Below are 21,191 nucleotides of genomic sequence, written 5' to 3' on the forward strand. Positions count from 1 at the left end.
GCATGCCGGGATCAGGCGCGGGCGGCGCGGCCCACCGCCGCCACCAGGGGCCCCAGCCGGTAGGGGACACGCTCGCGCAGCGCCACCTCGGTACGGGTGCGGACCACGCCCGGCAGGCTGATCAGCTTCTGGATGACATCCTCCAGATGGGCGTTGTCCCGGCCCACCACCCGGGCGAGCAGGTCACCGCCACCCGTGATCGAGAACGCCTCCACGATCTCCGGCACCGCCGCCAGCGCGTCCCCGACGTCGTCCAGGTGGCCCTGGGTGACCTCGATGTGCACGAACGCCAGCACCGGGTGGTCCAGGGCGGCGGGGGACAGGGAGGGGCCCGTACCGGTGATCACACCGTCCCGCTCCATGCGGTCGAGCCGGGCCTGGAGCGTGCCGCGGGCTATGCCGAGAATCCGGGCGTACTCACGCACGCTGGTGCGCGGCTGCTCCAGAAGCAGTCGCAGGATGCGGGTGTCGAGCTCGTCCACGGCCATGATGTACGACTGTACCAATGGCCCAGTACCCATTCGGACGGCTGTGCCGCTCGACCTGCGCCGTTGGCGTCGCACGGGGTCCGTGACAGGGCTCTTTGCTGGACCATTGGCCCACTGAATCGGGCATCACTTGAGCCACTGCGGTAGAGGATGCTCTTATGGACATGTCGATGGCGCTGCGGATCCCCGCGGCGCCTTTTGTTTTCCGGTCTTCCTTGGTCTTCCAAGGTGTCCATGGGGAGGGCAGCAGTGCTGAAGAAGATGTTCGTGGCTCCGGACCCGGGCCGGGCGCGATTGCGCTGGGCGTCCCGGTCCGTCCTCGGCATCGGGCTGGCCGTGGTGGTCTGCCTGCTCGTCGGGCACTCCGTCGTCGGCGCGGTCACCGGCGGCCTCGCGGCGCTGCTCGCGCTGTTCACGGTCGCCGACCCCACCGTGCGCGGGCAGGCGGTCACCACCGCGCTGTTGCCGGTCGTGGGCCTGCCGGTGCTCGGCGCCGCGGCCGCGCTGCACCCGTACCCGGTGGCGCGGGACCTTGCCTTCCTCGCCGTCGTCGGTGCCGGGGTGTACGCCCGGCGCTGGGGGCCGCGCGGGCACAGCCTCGGCGTGTTCGCCTTCATGATGTTCTTCACCGCCCAGTTCCTGCACGCCACCCCCGACCGGCTGCCCGAGCTGTCCGCGGCCGTACTGCTGTCCGTGCTCAGCGCGGCCGTGGTGCGCTTCGGGCTGTGGTGCTACGAGCGCCGGCTGCCCCCGGCCGCCGTCCCCGCCCCCCTGTCCACCGGCGGCGGGCTCGCCCGGGTGACCACGCGCCAGGCGGTGCAGGCGATGACGGGCGCGGGCTTCGCGCTGGTCGTGGGCGAGCTGGTGTCCGGCCAGCGCTGGTACTGGGCGGTCGGCGCCACCTGGTGGGTCTTCGTCAACACCGCCTCGCGTGGCGAGACGCTGGTACGGGGCTTCCGCCGGGTCCTCGGCACGCTGATCGGCGTCGGCCTGGGCTTCCTCGTCGCCGTACCCCTGCACGGCGCGCCGGTGCCCACGGCCGCGCTGCTCGCCGTCGCCGTCTTCGGCATCTTCTACTCCGCCGCCGTCTCCTACACCTGGATGATGTTCGGGGTGACGGTCCTCGCCGAACTCCTCTACGGCCTTCTCGGCGTCCTCACCCCCGGGCTGCTGGCGCTGCGGCTCGGCGAGACCGCGGTGGGCGCGCTCGGCGCCGCGCTCGCCGTGCTGCTCCTGCTGCCGGTGACCACGCACGCCACGACGGACGCGTGGATCCAGCGGGCCCTGCGGTGCGTGCACGCCTGTACGGCCGAGGCGGCGGCGCGGCTCGCGGGCTCACCGACGGCCGATCCCGGGCCGCGGGTGGCCGAGCTGGAGCAGCTGCTCGGGCGGGTACGGCTGTCCGTGGCGCCGCTGGTGCATCCGCTGAACCCGTTGCCGGCGCGTAAGCGGCGGGCCCGCAGGGTGCTGGCGCTGCTGGACGACTGCGCGCGCGAGATCCGGGGGCTGGTCGCTGTCGCGGCGGACCCGGAGGCGTCGCACGACGCGCGGCTCGCCGCGGCGTGCGGACGGGTGGAGTCGGCGGTCGAGGCGCTGACGGGGGGCTCCGCGGGGCCGGTGGTCGCTGCGGCCGAGTCTCCGGCGTCGCCGGCGCTGGCCCATGTGCATGGACTTGAGCATGCGCTGGCCGCGCTCGCGGAGCCGTTGCGGGGGGCGAGGCTGGTGGGGGCGGGGGCCTGATGGCTGGCGGTGAGTGAGCTTTCTTGGGGGCTGGCGAGGGGGCGAGGGTGCGGGTCCGTCGTGGCTGGTCGCGCAGTTCCCCGCGCCCCTGGGGGACCGCCGTGCCGTCGGCCGAGAAGCTGACGTTTCCGTGCGAACGGCTCGCCGGCCCGGCATGCGTACGGGAGCCGCGCGTTGAACACCGCCTCGCGCCCGTAAGGGCTGCGGATCCGCCCCGCCGCTGCCGCCGGCCCCGGCCACAGCCGCGCGCAAGCGCAGGCGAGCGGCCCCGCGTCCGCCCCGCGTCCGCCTCAGCCCTACCCCCCCCGTCCCCTCTGGAGGATGCCGCACCGGAGTGAAGAACTCCCGGCCCACGCCGTTCTCTTGGTCTAGACCGAAGTGGGTCGGCTGCTACCGTCGGCCCGTGACGGGCTCGACCGAGAGGGGACAGCGGTGGTGCGGAGCGGTGGCGGCAGGGTGTTCATCGGGTCGTTCACGGCGGCGGGCGGCCCGGGGCTGGTGACCGCCGAGGTCGCGGCACAGGGCGGCGCGCTCACCCTCGTCGCCGCCGACAACGACGTACCGGACCCCTCCTACCTGGCCCTCTCCCCGGACGGCGGCATGCTCTACGCGGTCAGCGAGACCGCCGAGGGCGCCGTGGCGGCCTACCGTGTCGACGGCGGCCGTACGGAGCTCGCCGGACCGTCCGTGCCGGTGGACGGCAGCGGACCCACCCATCTGAGCCTGTACGCCGGGCATGTGCTGACCGCCAACTACGGCTGCGGCAGCGTCACCGCCGTACCGCTGCGCCCGGACGGCACCCTCGCCGCGAAGCCCTCCGGGCGGCTCCAGCACACCGGCTCGGGGCCGCACGACCGCCGCCAGCGCGGCCCGCACGCCCACCAGGTGCAGCCGGACCCGAGCGGTCGCTGGGCGGTGAGCGTCGATCTCGGGACCGACTCGGTGCGGGTGTGCACACTGGAGGCCGGCGCCCCGGCGCTGCACCGCGAGTGCGCGCTGCGGCCCGGCTCCGGGCCCCGCCACCTGGCCTTCCATCCCGACGGCGAGCGCGCCTACGTCGTCAACGAACTCACCCCGACGGTGACCGTGTGCCGCTGGGACGCCTCGGCCGGCTCCCTGAAGCCGCTCACCGAGGTCCCCCTGCTGCCGGGCGCCCCGGCCGGCGACGCCTACCCCTCGGGGATCGTGGTCGCCCCCGACGGCCGCTTCGTGTGGACGGCGACCCGGGGCGAGGACGTCCTGTCGGTGCTCGCCGTCGAGGGGGACGGCCTCAGGCCGCTCGGTACCGTGCCCTGCGGCGGCCACTGGCCCCGCGCCCTGGCCGAGCACAAGGGCTTCCTGTACGTGGCCAACGAGCGCTCCGGCGATGTCTGCTGGTTCGCCGTGGACGAGGCGACCGGGGTACCGCGCTACGACGGCTCGGTGCAGGTCGCCGCGGCTTCGTGCGTCGTCTTCGGCTGAGCGGCACGACACCGGACGACACCGGATCCCCGGCAGGACGAAGGGCCCGCCCCCGAGGGGAGCGGGCCCTGCCTGTGCGGACTTCCGTGTTCCGTGCGGTCAGCGGACCGGGGTGCCCTGCGCCTGCTGCGGCGCGATACCCAGGGCCGTCGTGTACTTGGCGAGGGCCAGCTTGCCGATCGCCGGGTAGGCGCCCAGCGGCTCGGCCATCGAGCAGCCCACCTCCTCGGCGGCGGCCGCGAGCAGCGTCGCGTCGATCTCCGGGCCGACCAGGTACGGCGCGAGCGCCAGCTGCTGCGAACCGGAGGAACGCAGCTGCTCGGCGACCGAGGAGATGGAACCCTCCTGGTCCAGGGCCGCCGCCATCACCGGCACGGCCAGCCGCGCGGCGAGCAGCATGCCGGTGATCCCGGCCGCCTGCACGGCCTCCTCGCCGCCCACGGAGGCCAGCACGATGCCGTCGGCGGCCGTGGCCACGGTGAACAGGCGGGCACGGTCGGCGCGGGCCAGGCCCGCCTCGGACAGCCGTACGTGCAGCGCCTCGGCGAGCAGCGGGTGCGGGCCGAGGACATCGGTCAGCTCGGCCGCGACCCGGCTGTCGTTCACCGACTGGCGGATCTGCCGCAGCAGCGCGTTGTCCGGACCGGCCAGTAGCGGTACGACGACGGCGACCGGGCCGTCGGGCTCCCGCAGGCCCTCGACACCGGCGGCGACGGCCTGCTCGTAACGGGCCGTGCGCTCCTCGGCGGCGTGCGCCAGCACCGACCGCAGCGAGGGGAACTCGGCGTCGTCACCGTCCAGGTAGCCGATCCGGGCGTTCAGGCCGGGCAGCTCGGAACGGGCGATGCTCACGACCTCCTCGGCGAGGCCACGTGTGGCAGCGCTGGGCACACCGGGCACCGCGAGGACGAGCGCGGGCGCGCCCTCGGGAGCCACCAGCGGTTCGGGCCGGCGGTGCCGTCCGGGCTGGCGGGGTCGCGGCATTCGTACTGGGAGGCCGGACTCGGGTCCAGTGGAGGAGCTCATGGCGCCGCATGTTACTGGTTTCCCGGATGGTCCTGTTCGGGGAGGGTACAGGTGAGCGGTATCCGTCCGGTTTTGTCTGCTCGCTTACGGGTGGCGGCTGTGACGTGCAGCATTGTCGGTTCACCCGGCAGCGTGAGCCGCCCGGCGGCCAGCTCGGCCGCGATCCGTACGGCGCCGTGCAACGGGTCGCCCTCGGGCGGCACCTGGCGGGCATGCGGCAGCCGCCGCGCCAACTCCTCGCGCAGCGGCCCGAGCAGGGGCTCGCCCATCTTGGACAGGCCACCGGTGAGCGCCACTTCGGGCGCCCCGTCCGCCGGGCACACGGCCGCGGCCGAGTCGGCCATGTGCCGCGCGGCGGCGCGCAGGATGTCCGCGGCGACAGGGTCGTCCGCGCAGCGGTCGGCCACCCGGGGCGCGAACGAGGCGAGTACGGCGGCCCGGTCGGTCCGCGGATAGAGCAGGCCGGGCAGCTGGCGCACCGGCCCGAACTGTTCCTCCGCGCACCTCAGCAGCGCGGCCGAGCCGCCCTCGCGGCCGTCGTGGGCCCGCAGCGCCGCCTCCAGACCGGCCCGGCCGATCCAGGCGCCGCCGCCGCAGTCGCCCAGCAGATGCCCCCAGCCGTCGGCCCGACGCCAGCCGCTCAGGTCGGTGCCGATCGCGATCAGCCCGGTGCCCGCGGCGAGCACCGCGCCCGGCCGGGAACCGAGGGCCCCGGCATACGCGGTGACGGCGTCGGCGGCGAGCGCGACCCGTCGTACCCCCAGTTCACGGGCGAGGGCGTCCGGCAGTTCGGCGCGCAGGGCGTCGCCCAGGGTGGCGAACCCGGCGGCGCCGACGACAGCCGTACCCAGCTCGTCCACCCCCGCCACGGCTGCCAATTCCCTGGCCAGCGGGGTGAGTTGGGCCATCAGATGCGCCGGGTCGATGCCGCGCGCGCCGGTGCGGACCGGCTCCCGGGTCTCCCGCTGTGCCGAGGGCGCTCGCCCCGGCACGCCGACGGCGACCCGGAGGCCGGAGCCGCCGGAGTCCACGGCGAGATACCCGGCGACGGTCACGGCAGACGCCAGTCCACGGGCTGCCCGCCCTGCTGGATCAGCAGGTCGTTGGCCCGGCTGAAGGGGCGCGAGCCGAAGAACCCGCGGTCGGCCGACATCGGCGAGGGGTGCGAGGACTCCACCGCCGGCAGGCTCCCGAGCAGCGGACGCAGATTGCGCGCGTCACGGCCCCACAGGATCGAGACCAGCGGTTTGCCGCGCGCCGCGAGGGCCCGGATGGCCTGCTCGGTGACCTCTTCCCAGCCCTTGCCCCGGTGGGCGGCCGGGCTGCGCGGCGCGGTGGTCAGCGCCCTGTTCAGCAGCAGGACGCCCTGCTGGGTCCAGGGGGTGAGGTCGCCGTTGGACGGCTGGGGCAGCCCCAGGTCGTCGCTCAGCTCGCGGTAGATGTTGATCAGGCTCGGCGGCAGGGGTCGTACCTCGGGAGCGACCGAGAACGACAGGCCCACCGCGTGCCCCGGGGTGGGATACGGGTCCTGACCGACGATCAGGACCCTCACCTCGTCGAAGGGTTGCTGGAACGCCCGCAGGACGTTGCTTCCGGCCGGGAGGTAGGTACGTCCCGCGGCGATCTCCGTGCGCAGGAAGTCACCCATCTGGGCGATCCGTCCGGCCACGGGTTCCAGGGCCTTCGCCCAGCCCGGTTCGACGATTTCATGCAAGGGTCGTGGTGCCACGGGCGTCACCCTACTGCCGTACGGCCGCCGGTGATCAACCGATGGCCGGAACCCGGCCGGACGCCCCGCGCGCCCGGCCCCCCTGGAAACCCGCTCTCCCGGCACCGCTGTGCCCCCCTCCTCGGTCATGCCTCCCCCTCTTCCTTCCTTCTCCGGCCCCGCGGCCTCAGCCGACCAGCGCCGCGCGTACGCACAGGACGTCCGGCAGATGCGCGGCCAGCTGCTGCCAGCTGTCGCCGTCGTCGGCCGAGGCGAACAGCTCTCCGTTGCGGTTGCCGAAGTACACGCCCGCCGGGTCGGCGTCGTCGGTGCACAGGGCGTCGCGCAGCACCGTGCCGTAGTGGTCCCCGGTCGGCAGGCCCCGGGACCGGGGCTCCCAGGACTTGCCCGCGTCGGCGGTGCGGAAGACCCGGCAGCGGCGGTCGGCGGGGACCCGGTCGCTGTCCGCGTTGATCGGGAAGACGTACGCCGTGTCGCCCCGGTGCGGATGGGCGGCGACCGCGAAGCCGAAGGTGGACGGCAGGCCCGCGCCGATGTCGCTCCAGTGCGCCCCCGCGTCGTCGCTGCGGTACACCCCCCAGTGGTTCTGGAGATACAGCCGGTCCGGGTCGGCCGCGTCCCGGGCGACCTTGTGCACGCACTGGCCGAACTCCGGGTCCGGGTCCGGCAGGAACACCGCGGCCACACCGGAGTTGGACGGCGCCCAGCTCGCCCCGCCGTCGGTGGTGCGGAACACCCCGGCCGTGGAGACGGCCACCGTGAGCGCCGCCTTGTCGCGGGCGTCCGTGAGCACCGTGTGCAGCCCCTCACCGCCGCCGCCGGGCACCCAGCGGGAGCGGGTGGGGTGCTCCCACAGCGGCCGCACCAGCTCGAAGCTCTCGCCGCGGTCCACCGAGCGGTACAGCGCGGCCGGTTCCGTGCCCGCGTACACCACCTCGGGCTCGGCGGCGGCCGGGTGCAGCTGCCAGACGCGCTCCAGGGAGGCGCCGGTGTCCTTGGGGAATCTGACGGCGGGCCGGGGCGGTTCGGTCCAGGTGCGGCCGAGGTCGTCGGAGTGGAACACCGACGGCCCCCAGTGCGCGCTGTCGCCCCCCGCGAGCAGCCGCGGACGAGGTCCCCGGGCGTCGATCGCGACCGCATACACCGCCTGCGCGTTGAAGTACGGGCTCTCGTCGAACTCCCATGGGTTCTGCCCTCGCCGCCGTCCGATGAACAGGCCCTTGCGGGTGCCCACCGCCAGCAGTACCTCGGTCATGCCGATCACCTCCCGGGGCGCCATTGCCCAGGGTCGCCGTCAGATATCGGCCAGTCTGCACCCCACCACTGACAGTCTCCCCTGGAGCGGTCATCGCCCCAGGTCAGCGAGGGTGTCGTCGGCTTTCGGGGAGGATCCGGGAGGTCCGTTCCCCGATGCGCCTGCGCGAGGCGGGCCTCTCGTGCGAACGTCGAGGACGGCTTGTCATGAGCAACGGAACGATCCCTCCCCCGAGGAGGACGGTCCGGCCGGTCTTTGCGGTCGCGAGGAGGATGCCCTTGATGGCGTTCCGAAGTGCCAAGGTGTGGCTGTGGCGGTGGCGGCGCAATCCGCTCAAGCGCCGGGCGGACGTGGTGGAGGGCTGGGTGGTGCTCGGCGTCGGGCTGCTGACCGTGCTCGCCGGGGTGCTCGCCGGGCTCATGGTGGCCCGGTCGGTGGCGCAGGGACTGGCCCGCGAGCGCGCCGACTGGCGCCCCGCCGTCGCCCGAATCGTCGCCGAGGTCCCGGACGCGCCCGCCGGGCGCCGGCACATGTCCCACGACGCCCGGGGCTGGGCCGAGGTGCGCTGGACGGTCGCCGACGGCTCGGTGCACACCGGCCGGGTCCGGGCGGCGGCCAGGAACAGGGTCGGGACCAAGGTCACCGTCTGGACCGATTCCCATGGCCACCTCGTCGGCAGCCCGGTCACACCCGGCCAGGCCGCCTTCCGTGCCGATCTCGTCGGAACCCTCGCGGGCCTCGGCGCCGCGCTCGTCCCCTTCGCCGGCGGACTCCTGCTGCGCACCCGGCTGGAGCGCCGCCGGCTGACCGCCTGGGACACGGAATGGGCCCGGCTGGGACCGCAGTGGGGACGCATGGTCTGAGGGCGGCCCGGTGGAGACGTTCCACCACCGCCCGTACGGGGCGCGCCCCAGGGGAGCTGGGGCGCTCCGCCCTGCCGCCGGGGCCCGACGGTGTCCGGTGTGTCGTCTCTCGACACATCAGCGTGTTCCGTTGCGGAGCCCGGCGCGTGACATGACGTGACATGACTGACGTCACGTCATGTGGTGCCCCGGTCACGGTTGTCTCTCGGCCTGTCCCTGCCCGAGGAATGCCCGCAGATCGGCAGCGAGCGCCGTCATCTCCTCGCCGCCCTCGACCACGGTCGACACGGTGCACTCCCAGCCGTTGTCGAAGACATCGACCCGGAGCGTCCAGCGCACGCACACGTGACCACCACGGTTGAAGGTGGCGGCAACGACAAGGCGATTGTTCGTCCAGACCCTCTCGCCGTCCCAGCCGCGGAAGTCCTGCGCGAGGCCGTCGAAGAAGTCGTCCAGCCTGTCCCAGACCGTCACCTCGACTGTCTCGATGCGAGCCTGCACACCGGCATCCGTGGCCTCGACTCCGAAGACAACGTGGTACTCGTCTTCCCTCGCCCAGTCGAACAGTCGTACCCGCGCATCCGGCGAACCCGCTGCTCCGCGAACGGCAAGCTCGATCCGCCCGGAACCCGCCTCGATCAGACTCACGCCCGAAGGATACGCATGCGGCCTCAGCATGCCGGCCGTCGGCGTACTCGCGCATGTGCAGAGCCGAGTACGTACGAACCTGCAGAACAAGGCAGGCACCCGGAGGCCGTTGCTCACCGTTCGAGATGATCGGGCTGTGAACGGTCTCGCTCCTGACGGTCAACAGGGCGATTTCTTTTCTCAGTTGCATGAACCGAACGGTGCTGTGCCGCTGGGCGCTGCCGGATGTCGGCGGAGGCCGGTCGGGCTCAGTCGTGGTCGGGCAGGGCCCGGTCCAGGATGGTGTTCAGGTCCGTTCCGGGGGGCAGGGTTCCGAAGGAGTGGCCCCAGTCGCCGGCCAGGCGGGTCGCGCAGAAGGCGTCCGCGACCGGGCGGGGGGCGTGGCGGACCAGGAGGGACGCCTGGAGGGCGAGCGCCATGCGCTCGACCAGGCGGCGGGCGCTGAGCTGATCGGCCCGGGGCGGCTCGGACTTGAGGGCGGCCACGGCGGAGTCCAGGCGGGCGTCCGCGCCCCGGGCGAGGTCGAGTTCGGTGAACAGGGCGTCGGCGGCGCCCGGTTCGCGGCCGAGGGCGCGCAGCACATCCAGCGCGTTGACGTTGCCCGAGCCCTCCCAGATGGACAGCAGCGGGGCCTCCCGGTAGTGCCGGGGCATGCCGGAGTCCTCCACGTACCCGTTGCCGCCCAGGCACTCCAGGGCCTCGGCGGTGAACGCGGGCCCCCGCTTGGTGACCCAGTACTTGCCGACGGCCGTGGCGATCCGCCGGAAGGCGTGCTCCCCGGCGTCCCCGCGCACCGCGCGGTCCGCGGCCCCGGCCAGCCGCAGTGTGAGCGTGGTCGCCGCCTCCGACTCCAGCGCCAGGTCCGCCAACACATTGCGCATCAGCGGCTGTTCGAACAGCCGGGCACCGAACGCGCTCCGGTGGCGGGCGTGATGACCGGCCTCGACCAGCGTCTTGCGCATCAGCGTCGCCGAGGACATCACACAGTCCAGCCGTGTGCAGTTGACCATCTCGATGATGGTCTTCACACCCCGCCCCTCGGGCCCCACCAGCCATGCCACGGTCCGGTCGAACTCCGGCTCGGAGGAGGCGTTGGAACGGTTGCCCAGCTTGTCCTTCAGACGCTGGATGCGGAAGGTGTTGCGGCTGCCGTCCGGCAGAACGCGCGGCACCAGGAAGCAGGACAGCCCGCCGGGAGCCTGCGCCAGGACGAGGAAGACGTCGGACATCGGCGCCGACGTGAACCACTTGTGCCCGCGCAGTGTGTACACGCCGGGTTCCGCGGCGGGCGTGGCCGTCGTGGTGTTCGTCCGCACGTCCGAGCCGCCCTGCTTCTCGGTCATGCCCATCCCGGCGATCAGTCCGGGCTTCTCCGTCGGCACCCGCAGGCCGGGCTCGTACATCCGGCTGGTGAGCAACGGCTCGTAGACCTTGGCCAGTTCGGGCTGCGCGCGCAGGGCGGGTACGGCCGCGTACGTCATCGACGTCGGACAGCCGTGCCCCGCCTCGGTGTGCCCCCACACCAACCCGCCCGCGGTACGGGCCACATGGGCGCCGGGCCGCTCGTCCGCCCAGGCCGAACCGGCGAGGCCCGCCTCGACCGCGGCCCGCATCAGATGGTGCCAACTGGGGTGGAAGTCCACCTCGTCGACGCGATTGCCGTAGCGGTCGTGGGTGCGCAGCACCGGCTCGTTCACGTTCGCCTGCTCGGCCCACTCCTGGGCCGCCGCGCTGCCGGCGCGGGCGCCGAGCCGGCGGATCTCCTCCTCGGTCCACCCGGCACCCTCGCGGCGCAGGCCCTCCAGGAGGGCGGTGTCGTCGGAGGAGTCGTAGGGGGCGAGGGGCGGGGGCTGGTTGGTGACGTCGTGGGTCGCGATGGGCGGCTGCGTCTGTGTCTGCGTGGAGGCCATACGCGTCATGTTGCGCTTTCTCTGCGGCTGTAGCAATAGTGCAACATGGAGGCGCACGTAAAGTACGTGCCCATGCGCATGAACGTGTCGACCGGGCCGGAGACGGCCGGCCTGCGGCCCCTGTCCGCCCGGTCGGTCGTGCTGAGCATGCTCCTGGCCGTGCACCCGCCGGAGTTGCCGGTGAAGGACCTCATACGGCTGGTCGAGCCCTTCGGCGTCGGCGGCTCCACCCTGCGGGCCGCGCTGAGCCGGATGGTGGCCGCGGGCGATCTGTGGCGCACGGACGCGGTCTACGGGCTGAGCGACCGGCTGCTGGCCAGACAGCGCCGCCAGGACGACGCGGTCCATCCCCGCACCCGGGCGTGGGACGGTGACTGGGAGATGGTGGTCATCACGGCGACGGGGCGCGGCGCGGCCGAACGCGCGGAGCTGCGCACCCGGTTGACCGCGCTGCGGCTGGCCGAGCTGCGCGAGGGCGTGTGGCTGCGCCCGGCCAACCTGGACCGGTCGCTGCCGGACGGACTCCACCGGGTGGCGGTGACGTACACGGCCCGCCCGGACGAGCCCGCGCACGATCTTGTCGCGCGCCTGTGGCCCCTGTCCACCTGGGCGAGCACCGCCCGCACCCTGCTCACCTCCGCCTCCGACGCCCCCCGCCCCGCCGACCGCCTCACCGCCTTCGCCGCGATCGTCCGCCATCTCCTCGGCGACCCCGTCCTCCCGCCGGCCCTCCTCCCCCCGACCTGGCCGGGCTCCGAACTGCGCACGGCGTACGCCGGGTATCAGCGGGAGGTGGTGGCGTCGGTCGGGGTGGAGGCGAGGATGCGGGGCTGCTGACGGGGGCCGGGCTTTCGTACGGGTGGTGGTACGGCGCGGAGCGAGTACGGTGCGGAGCGGGTACGACGGGTGCGCTCGCGCGTCGACGCGGGCGGGCGCGAGCTGTTGCGGGGGCCGGGCCGGGGCCGCCGGGGGTGGGCTGGTGGACGGCGGCTCGGGGAGTCGTGGGGGAGGGGCTGGGGCGGGCCCTGAGGAGGATGGCGCTCGACGGTGAGAGTCGCTGTCGGCGGGGTGAGGCGGGCCGCCGATCGGCCGGAGGCCGCAGGGAATTCCGCCGCCCGCCGCGACCCCACTCCACTCCCTGCCGTCCCTGCCGCCCCTGCCGTCGGGCCCGGCGCCGCTCACCGGCCGCGTGTCGCGGGGAAGCCGTGCGCCTGGTTGCCGAATGTGGCGTGGGCCGTGTGGGAACTCTGTCTGCCGTCGGGCCCGGCGCCGCCCACTGGCCGCGTGTCGCGGGGAAGCCGTGCGCTTGGTCGTCGAACGTGGCGTGGGCCGCGTGGGAACTCTGTCTGCCGTCGGGCCCGGCGCTGCTCACCGGCCGTGCGTCCCCGGGAAGCCGCACGCCCGGTCGCCGAACGTGGCATGGCCCGCGTGAGAACTCTGCCCGCCATCGAGCACGGCCTCGCGGCTGAAGACGGGCCCGGCCTCACGGCTGGAGAGACGCACGCCCCGTCACCGATCCCCGCACCGCCCGCCCGACTCACGGCACCCACCGCCCGCCCACTACCCCCGCCCCACCCCGTGCGGAGCAACCCCCGCACCCGCTCTCCACCGGTCCTCCGGGCGCCTCGGCCACGACGGCTCAACGCCCCCGGTGACCGGACCACCCCGCGCCGCCCCACCCAGCGGGTGGCGCGCCCGACGTACAGGGCGTTCCCTGGGAGACAGGAGGATGACCGGCACGGTCGCGGGCACTCGGCGGGGGTTGGACGATCTCACCCGAGGAGAGTCATGGCTGAGCACAACGCGTCGTCGGCCCTCACGGCGCCCCTGCGTGGTGCCGCCTCGGTGCTGCGCAAGGTGCCGGGTGCCACGGCGGTGGGCCGCGCCGCCGGGGAGACCCTGGACAAGGTGGGCGCCGTCTCCCCGCGCGGGCGGCGCATCGCGGTGTACGCCGGAGCGGGCGTGCTCGGCGCGGCGGGCGTCGTGGAGTGGCCCGTGGCACTGACCGGCGCGGCGGTGGCCTGGCTCACCCAGTCCCGGCCCGGCCACCACGGCAACGGGACCGGCGGGGAAGAGGCCGCGGCGCCGCATGATCTCGGTACCGCCGCGCTCCGGTCCGGCGCGGACACGCATACCCACGGACCCCAGGAGCAGCCCCACCGGCACCACGGCGAGGGCGGACACGGGCACGGACACGGGCATCGACCCGGATCCGGGCCCGTACCCGCCGACGGCTCCCAGGACAGCACCCCGAAGACGGTGACCGGCCCCCTCGGGCCCACCGCGCGCCCCGACCGCACCACCCGCTGAGGAGAGCCCCTTGCCAGGTCTGTTCACCGTGCCGCGGGCCACCCTCCGGCTGCTGCCCGCGGCGCCACGTCTGCTTGCCCGCGCCGCCGCGCCCACCGTGGGGGTGGCCGCCGGCGCTGCCGCGGGCGCCGCGCGTGCCGGAGTGCGCGGCGCGGACGCCGCCGTGCGGGTCGCCCGCGTCGCCCGCAACACCCTCCCCGGCTCCGGCGACCACTGGCGCTCGGGCACCCGCGCCCACCTCGCCCTCCGCCCCGCCACCCCCGAGCCCGCCGGTGCCCCCAGTGCGCAGCCCTCGCCCTCCGAGCCCTCGTCGGGCGGAGCCACCGCGCCTCCGCCTCCCGGGTCTGCCACCGGTACGACCGGCGCGCAGCCCTCGCCCTCCGAGCCCTCGTCGGGCGGAGCCACCGCGCTCCCGCCTCCCGGGTCCGCCGCCGGTGCCCCCAGTGCGCAGCCTCCAGCCTCCGAGCCCCCGGTCGGAGCCACCCCACCCCCGTCTCCCGGCCCCGCCACCGGTACCCCCGGCGCACAGCCTCCGCCCCCCGAGCCTCCGCCGAGCGAAGCCACTCCACCCCCGCCCCCCGAGTCCACCCCCGGTCCCACCGGCGCGACGACACCCCCCGCCCCCGACCGTTCGGCCGACACCACACCCCCCGCCCCCGAACCCCCCGCGACCGCGCCCCCGCCGCCCGAACCCCCGCCCCGCCCCGAGCCTCCGTCCCCCCTCCCCACGCCCCACATCGCCCGTCGTATCGCCGAGATCCTCGCCGACCGCCCCGATGTGCTCTTCGCGTACTGGGACGACGGCCTCGGCCGGCTCGTGGTGAGCGTGACCGAGGAGGAGGCCACCGATGACGTGGTCGAGCACGCCGCGCGGCTCGCCGCGCGGCACGGGTTCGAACTGGCCGCCGGGGACGTGGAGGAGACCACCCACCCGGCCGACCCCGCGGGGGTCCGTACCGCCGTGGCCGCGTTCGGGGTCGACGTGCTGGGCACCGCCGTCGCGGTCACCGGATACGCGCTGCGGCTGCCGCCCTCGCCCCGGCTGCTGACCGCCGTGGTGACGCTGCTGCGGGAGAACCCGCGGTTCCGCGCCTGGCTGCGCGGCCGCCTCGGACCCGACCGGATGGACCTGCTGCTGGCCACCGCCAACGCCGCCGCGCACGGCGCCGGGCAGACCCCCTCCTCGCTGCTGCTCGACGGCACCCTGCGCGCCTGCCAGGTCGCCGAGACCGTGGCCCGCGCGGCCGCCTTCGACGCCGTGCACGACGACCTGTGCGCGCCCGACCGCGTCAGCCTCGCCCCCGGCGGCGAGCCCCGGCCGCCGCTGCGCGAGTCGCCCGCCCAGGAGTACGCCTCCCACGCCTCGGCCGGCAGTGTGCTGGGCGCCGTGGCCACCCTGCTGGTCAAGCACGACGGCACCGAGGCGGCCGAGGCGGTGCTCGCCGGTTCCCCCAAGGCCGCCCGCTATGGTCCCGCCGCCTTCCACGCCGTCCTCAGCGCCGCCCTGTCCCGCACCGGAGTGCTGGTCCGCGACCCGGAGCGGCTGCGCCGGCTGGACCTGGCCGGGACCGTCGTCCTGCACGCCGGAGCGCTGCGCGGCGCGGACGGCGAGGCGGACCCGTGGGCCGAACCGGTGCTGGACGCCGCCCGCCGGGCCGGGCTGCGGGTGGTGCTGGTGGACGACCCCGCCCTGGAGGACTTCACCGGCCTCGCCGACCAGGTCGTGGACGCCCGCCGGCCGCTGGACGACGTCGTCTACGAGGCGCGCGGTGAGACGCACACCGTGCTGACCGTCGCCCGGGTGGGCTCGGCCGAGGAGAGCGACGTGCTGGCCGCGCTGCGCGCCAGCGATGTCGCCGTCGCCCTCACCGACCGGGACGGTGCGGTGGTGTGGGGCGCGGACATGCTGGCCCTGCACGGGCTGCCCGACGTGTGGCGGGTGCTGATCGCGATCCCGGCCGCCCGCGCGGTCGGCGGGCGGTCCCAGACCCTGGCCCGGTCCGGCGCGGCGCTGTCCGGACTCCTCGTGGCCGTCGGCGAGGCCAAGGGCGGCCGGCGACGGCTCGCCGTGCTGCCGGGGCTGCGGCACGCGCCCGTCGACCTGGCCGCCGTCCTCGCCCTGCTGTCCGGGACGCGCGCCGCGCTCGGCGTGGCGGTGGCCCGCGCCCCGCACCCCCGCCCCCGGGTGCACTGGCACGAACTGGACCCGGACCAGGCCAGGGACCGGCTCGAACACCAACCCGGCGCCGAGAGCACGCCGTTGGGCACGCTGGCCGAGGGGCTGCGCACGGCGGCCGACGACGTCTACCGGCATCGGCTCGTCGCCCCCGTGCGCTGGTCCTACCAGCTGGGCCAGGCCGTCCGCGGCGAGTTGCACGACCCGCTCACCCCGGTCCTCGCGGTCGGCTCGGCCGCCTCCGCGATCCTCGGCTCGGCGGTGGACGCCCTGCTCGTGGTCGGCGCCCTCGATCTGAACGCCCTGGTCGGCGGGGTCCAACGGCTGCGCGCCGAGCGGGCGTTGTCCGGTCTGGTCGCGGACCAGAAGCGCAAGGCGCGCGTGGTGCCCACGGCGGCGGAGGCACCGGCCGACGGCACCCGCACCGTGGAGGCGGGCAAGCTCACACCGGGCGATGTGATCCAGCTCAAGGGCGACGACGTGGTGCCCGCCGACGCCCGGCTGCTGTGGCAGGAGGGCCTGGAGGTCGACGAGTCCGCGCTGACCGGCGAGTCCCTGCCGGTGGAGAAGGACACCGACCCCACCCCGCACGCCCCGGTCGCCGACCGCAGCTGCATGGTCTTCGAGGGTACGACCGTGGTGGCGGGCGAGGCCCGTGCCGTCGTGGTCGACACCGGCGAGCACACCGAGGCCGCCCGCGCCGTGCACCTCGCCGCGCGCACGCCCCCGGCCGCCGGCGTCCAGGCCCGCCTCCAGGAACTCACCCGCAAGGCACTGCCGTTGACCCTGGCGGGCGGCGCCGCGGTGACCGGTCTCGCACTGCTGCGCGGCACCCCGATCCGGGAGGCGGTCAGCGGCGGTGTGGCGGTCGCGGTGGCCGCCGTACCGGAGGGGCTGCCCCTGGTGGCCACCGTCGCCCAGCTGGCCGCGGCCCGCAGGCTCAGCCGCGGCGGCGTCCTGGTGCGCACCCCGCGCACCCTGGAGGCGCTCGGCCGGATGGACACCATCTGCTTCGACAAGACCGGCACCCTCACCGAGAACCGGCTGCGCCTGGTGCGGGTCTCCGACGCCGAGGGCACCGTACGCGCCGTGGCCGCCGCCGGGTCCGCGGACACCGTACGGTCCGCCGCGCGAGCCTGCCCCCGTTTCAACGGCGGCACCGAGCGGCCGGTGCACGCCACCGACGAGGCCGTCCTGGACGCGGCCCGCCCCGACCCCGGCTGGACGCAGCTCGCCGGGCTGCCCTTCGAGGCCGCCCGCGGCTACGCGGCCGCCGTCGGCCGCACCGCCGACGGCTCCCGCGTCCTGGTGGTCAAGGGCGCCCCCGAGACCGTACTGCCCGCCTGCACCGGCCTCCCCGCGGGCGCCGCCGACGCGGCCCAGGAGCTGGCCGGTTCGGGACTGCGGGTCCTGGCGGTGGCCGAACGACGCCTGGACGACGGGCAGGACGAGTCCGCCGTACTCGAACAACCGCTCCAGGAGCTGGAGTTCACCGGAGTGCTGGCGCTGTCCGACGTACCGCGCGACACCTCCACGGCACTGGTGAAGGGGCTGCTGGAGGCGGGCGTACGACCCGTCGTGCTCACCGGCGACCATCCGCAGACCGCGCGCGCCATCGCCGCCGAACTGGGCTGGCCGGAGGACACCGTGGTGGTCACCGGCGACGAACTGGCCGCCGCCGACCGGGCGGCGCGGGCGCGGATGCTGCGCGACGCGGGCGTGGTGGCCCGGGTGGCGCCCGAGCAGAAGCTCCAGGTCGTGGAGGCGCTGCGGGACGCGGGCCGGGTGGTCGGCATGGTCGGCGACGGTGCCAACGACGCCGCGGCCATCCGCGCGGCCGACATCGGCGTCGGCATCAGCGCCCGCGGCTCGGCCGCCGCCCGCAACGCCGCCGACATCGTGCTCACCGACGACGACCTCACGGTCCTGATCGACGCGGTCGGCGAGGGCCGCGCCCTGTGGCACAGCGTCGCCGACGCCATCGCCATCCTCATCGGCGGCAACGCGGGCGAGGTCGGCTTCGGTCTGATCGGCACCCTGGTGTCCGGGCGGGCGCCGCTGTCCACCCGGCAGATGCTGATGGTGAACCTGTTCACCGACCTGTTCCCGTCGATGGCCGTCGCCGTCACGGAGAAGGAGGGCGAGGCGGACCTCGCCCATGTGGAGGAGGCCGCCGGGGTGCTGGGCGACCCGCTGCTGCGGCAGATCAGGCACCGGGCGCTGACCACCTGTCTGGGCGCGCTCACCGCCTGGCTGATCGGCCGCTTCACCCCGGGCACCGCCCGCCGCTCCAGCACCATGGCGCTGTGCGGGGTGGTCGGCACCCAGCTGGTGCAGACCCTCCTGGACCGGCGCGACAGCCGGCTGGTGCAGATCACCTCGCTGGGCTCGGCCGCGGTGCTCGTCGCCGTCGTCCAGACCCCGGTGCTCAGCCGCGCCTTCGGCTGCACCCCGCTCGGGCCGTTCGCCTGGGCCGGTGTGGCCGTCGCCATCGCGCTCGCGCTGGCGGGGCAGCGCGCGCTGCCCCGCCTGGAGGAGACGGTCGTACGACTGCTGCCGGCCTGAGGCTCACACCGAGCGCAGATACTGCTCCGGCACCCGTACGTCGCCGCCCAGTTCCCGTGCGGTGTGCCGGGCCCAGGAGGGGTCGCGCAGCAGCTCGCGGCCGAGCAGGACGGCGTCGGCCTCGCCGTTCGCCACGATCTTCTGGGCCTGCTCGGCCTCGGTGATCAGACCGACGGCCGCGACCGGAAGGCCGGTCTCGGCCTTCACCCGGGCGGCGAACGGGACCTGGTAGCCGGGCCCGACCGGGATGTGGACGCCGGAGGCGTTGCCGCCGGTGGAGACGTCGAGGAGGTCGACGCCATGGGCGCGCAGCTCGCGGGCGAGCCGGACCGTGTCGTCCGCGGTCCAGCCGCCCTCCTCCAGCCAGTCGGTGGCCGAGACCCGGAAGAACAGCGGCTTGTCCGCGGGCCACTCCTGCCGTACGGCGTCCACGATCTCCAGCGCGAAGCGGACGCGGTTCTCGTACGAGCCGCCGTAGGCGTCGGTGCGGTGGTTGGAGTGCGGGGAGAGGAACTCGTGCACCAGGTAGCCGTGGGCGCCGTGGATCTCCACGACCTCGAAGCCCGCCTCCAGAGCCCGGCGCGCGGCCTCCTTGAACTGCCCGGCGATCTGCCCGATCTGGTCCACCGTCAACTCGCTGGGCACCGGGTGGCCTTCGGCGAAGGGCAGCGGGCTCGGGGCGAGGGGCCCCCAGCCGTGGCCCTCCGGACCGATCGGCGCGCCGCCCTTCCAGGGCCGCTCGGTCGAGGCCTTGCGTCCGCTGTGCGCCAGCTGCACGGCGGGCACCGTGCCCTGGGCGGAGAGGAAGCGGGTGATCCGGCGGAACGCCTCCACCTGGGTGTCGTTCCACAGGCCGAGGTCGTAGGGGGAGATCCGGCCCTCGGGGGAGACCGCGGTGGCCTCGACCACGATCAGACCGGTGCCGCCGGTGGCCCGCGCCCCGTAGTGCGCGAAGTGCCAGTCGTTCGGGGCGCCGGCCAGTGGCCCCGCGGGCTCGGCCGAGTACTGGCACATCGGGGGCATCCACACCCGGTTGGGGATGGTCACCTCGCGCAGGGTGACGGGCTCGAACAGCACGCTCACGACGGACTCCCTTCATCACGGACCGCAGGTCTGCTCGTACGATAGACCTCGTAGTACGAGAGATGTCAAACTACGATGGCTCTCGTACAATACGGGGACGTAAAGGTTTCATGACTCCAGCGACGAAGGTGGGCCGCCGTGACCGAGACCGCCGCCCCCGGCCGGGTGCTGCCGCACCCCGACCGGGCGGAGATCCGACTGGAGACCGTGCTGCACGCGCTGTCCGATCCGGTACGGCTGCGCATCGTCCGCGAACTCTCCACGGCCGCCGACGAGTTGTCCTGCTCGCGCTTCGACCTGCCGGTCACCAAGTCCACCAGCACGCACCACTTCCGGGTGCTGCGCGAGAGCGGCGTCATCCGGCAGTGCTACCGGGGCACGGCCAAGATGAGCGGCCTGCGCCGGGACGACCTGGACGACCTCTTCCCCGGCCTGCTCGACGCCCTTCTCGCCGCCGCCAAGGGGCAGCACGCCCGCCTGGGCGACGACGCCTGAGTACGCGGCCCGGGGCCGCGACGGGGCTACGACGACCGGGCCACCGCCAATAGGGTGTCCCAGTCCGCCAGCTTGACCACACCCCGGCCCAGGCGCGCGCCCAGCTCGGCCTCCGCCCGCTCGATCGCCAGCCAGCCGTCCCAGACCACCGGCTCGATCCCGGCCGCCAGCAGCGCGGGGACCGCGTCCTCGGGCGCATCGGAGCGCGCCTGCCCGGGGGCGTCCGCGAGCAGCGAGGCCACCGTCTCCTTGGCACACGGCCGGTTGGTGCCGATCACACCCGAGGGACCCCGCTTGATCCACCCGGCGACGTACTCCCCGGGCGAGGCCACGCCGTCGCGCACCACCCGCCCCGCGAGGTGCGGGACCGTACCGCTCGGCTCGTCGAACGGCAGCCCCTCCAGCGGCACCCCGCGATAGCCCACCGAGCGCAGCACCAGCTGCGCGGGCACCTCCTCGTACCGCCCCGTCCCCGTCACCCCGCCCCGTCCGTCCGGCATTGTGCGCTCGAAGCGGACCGCGCCCACCCGGCCGCCGTCCGCCAGCAGCTCCACGGGACGCAGGAAGAAGCGCAGCCGGATGTGCCGGCCGGTCCCCGAAGGGGGCTGCTCCGCCCAGTCGCGCAGCACCTCCAGATTGCGCCGCTGCACCGCGGGCAGCGCCTCGGGGTCGGCCGCATCGAGCGCCAAGTCGCCCGGTTCCACGAGGACTTGGGTGCCGGGCAGGGTGCCGAGCTCCCGCAGCTCCTTGGTGGTGAAACGGGCCTGCGCGGGACCGCGCCGCGCCACCATCCGCACCTCGCCGACCCCGCTCTCCGCCAGCGTGTCCAGCGCCCCCTGCGGCATGTCCGTCGGGCGCAGCTCGGCCGCGCCGCGCATCAGCATCCGGGTGACGTCCACCGCCACGTTCCCCGCGCCGATCACCACCGCCGAGCGCACGCCCCGCAGGAAACCCGCGTCGGCCGCGTCCGGGTGCGCGCTGTACCAGGCCACGAACTCGGTCGCCGACCAGCAGCCCGGCAGCTCCTCGCCGGGAATGCCGAGATGGCGGTCGGTGGCGGCGCCCACGCAGTACACCACCGCGTCGTACAGCCCCCGGAGCACCTTCACCGGCACCCCGCCGGGGCCGCCCACCCGCACCCCGCCGAGGAAGCGCACCCGCTCGTGCTCCAGCACCGTACGCAGGCTCGCCTGGAGCGACTTGATCTTCTCGTGGTCCGGGGCGACGCCGTACCGGACGAGGCCGTACGGGCACGGCAGCCGGTCCAGTACGTCCACGCGCACCTCGGGGTCCTGCTGGACGAGCTGCTGGGCGGTGTAGCACCCGCTCGGTCCGGATCCGACGACGGCGACTCGCAGCACGGCGGTACTCCTGACGGCGAAAGGAGAGTGCGCGGACAACTCCAGAGTCCCACCGCGGAGCCCCCGGGGGCAGAGCCCGCC

General features: G+C 74.8%; 16 protein-coding genes. 7 read left to right on the forward strand and 9 right to left on the reverse strand.

Annotation, left to right across the window (positions count from 1 at the left end; genetic code table 11):
- Nucleotides 1-11: 11 nt before the first annotated feature.
- Nucleotides 12-488, reverse strand: a complete 477-nt coding sequence (locus AB0N90_RS00900) for an Lrp/AsnC family transcriptional regulator (RefSeq protein WP_199573019.1) — start codon at nucleotides 486-488, stop codon at nucleotides 12-14.
- A gap of 249 nt (nucleotides 489-737) precedes the next feature.
- Between AB0N90_RS00900 and AB0N90_RS00905 the strand changes: the two genes are divergently transcribed.
- Both AB0N90_RS00905 and AB0N90_RS00910 read left to right on the forward strand, forming a co-directional pair.
- On the forward strand, nucleotides 738-2,228 hold the full coding sequence (locus tag AB0N90_RS00905; protein WP_365192768.1) for an FUSC family protein: 1,491 nt from the start codon (nucleotides 738-740) through the stop codon (nucleotides 2,226-2,228).
- Nucleotides 2,229-2,660: 432 nt separating this feature from the next.
- Entirely contained in the window at nucleotides 2,661-3,689 is a 1,029-nt protein-coding gene (locus AB0N90_RS00910; protein WP_361669626.1) for a lactonase family protein, read from the forward strand.
- Nucleotides 3,690-3,788: 99 nt separating this feature from the next.
- Here the strand turns inward: AB0N90_RS00910 and AB0N90_RS00915 are convergent, their stop codons facing one another.
- From AB0N90_RS00915 to AB0N90_RS00930, 4 genes are all read right to left on the reverse strand, one after another.
- Entirely contained in the window at nucleotides 3,789-4,715 is a 927-nt protein-coding gene (locus AB0N90_RS00915; protein WP_086812397.1) for a sirohydrochlorin chelatase, read from the reverse strand.
- An 11-nt stretch (nucleotides 4,716-4,726) separates the two neighbouring features.
- Nucleotides 4,727-5,770, reverse strand: coding sequence for a BadF/BadG/BcrA/BcrD ATPase family protein (locus AB0N90_RS00920; RefSeq protein WP_365192129.1), 1,044 nt, complete (start codon nucleotides 5,768-5,770; stop codon nucleotides 4,727-4,729).
- Nucleotides 5,767-6,444 carry a uracil-DNA glycosylase gene (locus tag AB0N90_RS00925; protein ID WP_361669633.1) on the reverse strand — a complete coding sequence of 226 codons (678 nt, stop codon included), beginning with the start codon at nucleotides 6,442-6,444 and terminating at the stop codon, nucleotides 5,767-5,769. Before AB0N90_RS00925 ends, AB0N90_RS00920 begins: the two co-directional genes overlap by 4 nt.
- Before the next feature lie 166 nt (nucleotides 6,445-6,610).
- Nucleotides 6,611-7,699, reverse strand: a complete 1,089-nt coding sequence (locus tag AB0N90_RS00930; protein WP_361669634.1) for an exo-alpha-sialidase — start codon at nucleotides 7,697-7,699, stop codon at nucleotides 6,611-6,613.
- A 281-nt stretch (nucleotides 7,700-7,980) separates the two neighbouring features.
- Between AB0N90_RS00930 and AB0N90_RS00935 the strand changes: the two genes are divergently transcribed.
- A complete protein-coding gene (locus tag AB0N90_RS00935; protein ID WP_365192130.1) occupies nucleotides 7,981-8,562 on the forward strand; it encodes a hypothetical protein in 582 nt (193 codons plus the stop codon).
- A gap of 192 nt (nucleotides 8,563-8,754) precedes the next feature.
- Here AB0N90_RS00935 and AB0N90_RS00940 read toward each other — a convergent pair whose 3' ends face one another.
- Both AB0N90_RS00940 and AB0N90_RS00945 read right to left on the reverse strand, forming a co-directional pair.
- On the reverse strand, nucleotides 8,755-9,210 hold the full coding sequence (locus AB0N90_RS00940; RefSeq protein ID WP_365192131.1) for a DUF6228 family protein: 456 nt from the start codon (nucleotides 9,208-9,210) through the stop codon (nucleotides 8,755-8,757).
- A 248-nt stretch (nucleotides 9,211-9,458) separates the two neighbouring features.
- On the reverse strand, nucleotides 9,459-11,120 hold the full coding sequence (locus tag AB0N90_RS00945; RefSeq protein ID WP_365192132.1) for an acyl-CoA dehydrogenase family protein: 1,662 nt from the start codon (nucleotides 11,118-11,120) through the stop codon (nucleotides 9,459-9,461).
- A gap of 72 nt (nucleotides 11,121-11,192) precedes the next feature.
- Here AB0N90_RS00945 and AB0N90_RS00950 point away from each other — a divergent pair, with 72 nt between their 5' ends.
- From AB0N90_RS00950 to AB0N90_RS00960, 3 genes are all read left to right on the forward strand, one after another.
- Nucleotides 11,193-11,957, forward strand: a complete 765-nt coding sequence (locus tag AB0N90_RS00950) for a PaaX family transcriptional regulator C-terminal domain-containing protein (RefSeq protein WP_365192133.1) — start codon at nucleotides 11,193-11,195, stop codon at nucleotides 11,955-11,957.
- 951 nt (nucleotides 11,958-12,908) lie between these two features.
- Nucleotides 12,909-13,430, forward strand: coding sequence for a hypothetical protein (locus AB0N90_RS00955; protein WP_365192134.1), 522 nt, complete (start codon nucleotides 12,909-12,911; stop codon nucleotides 13,428-13,430).
- Nucleotides 13,431-13,440: 10 nt separating this feature from the next.
- Nucleotides 13,441-18,171: an HAD-IC family P-type ATPase gene (locus AB0N90_RS00960; protein WP_365192135.1), complete on the forward strand. Its 4,731-nt coding sequence runs from the start codon at nucleotides 13,441-13,443 to the stop codon at nucleotides 18,169-18,171.
- 3 nt (nucleotides 18,172-18,174) lie between these two features.
- Here the strand turns inward: AB0N90_RS00960 and AB0N90_RS00965 are convergent, their stop codons facing one another.
- Nucleotides 18,175-19,254, reverse strand: coding sequence for an NADH:flavin oxidoreductase/NADH oxidase (locus AB0N90_RS00965; RefSeq protein WP_365192136.1), 1,080 nt, complete (start codon nucleotides 19,252-19,254; stop codon nucleotides 18,175-18,177).
- Between the two features lie 138 nt (nucleotides 19,255-19,392).
- On the opposite strand from AB0N90_RS00965, the gene AB0N90_RS00970 reads away from it, so the two are divergent.
- Complete coding sequence (locus AB0N90_RS00970) at nucleotides 19,393-19,749, forward strand: helix-turn-helix domain-containing protein (protein WP_365192137.1); 357 nt, start codon at nucleotides 19,393-19,395, stop codon at nucleotides 19,747-19,749.
- A 26-nt stretch (nucleotides 19,750-19,775) separates the two neighbouring features.
- Here the strand turns inward: AB0N90_RS00970 and AB0N90_RS00975 are convergent, their stop codons facing one another.
- Nucleotides 19,776-21,110, reverse strand: coding sequence for an FAD-dependent oxidoreductase (locus AB0N90_RS00975; RefSeq protein ID WP_365192138.1), 1,335 nt, complete (start codon nucleotides 21,108-21,110; stop codon nucleotides 19,776-19,778).
- Between the last annotated feature and the right edge of the window lie 81 nt (nucleotides 21,111-21,191).

The sequence above is a fragment of the Streptomyces sp. NPDC093018 genome (assembly GCF_040684035.1).
Lineage (GTDB): Bacteria > Actinomycetota > Actinomycetes > Streptomycetales > Streptomycetaceae > Streptomyces > Streptomyces murinus.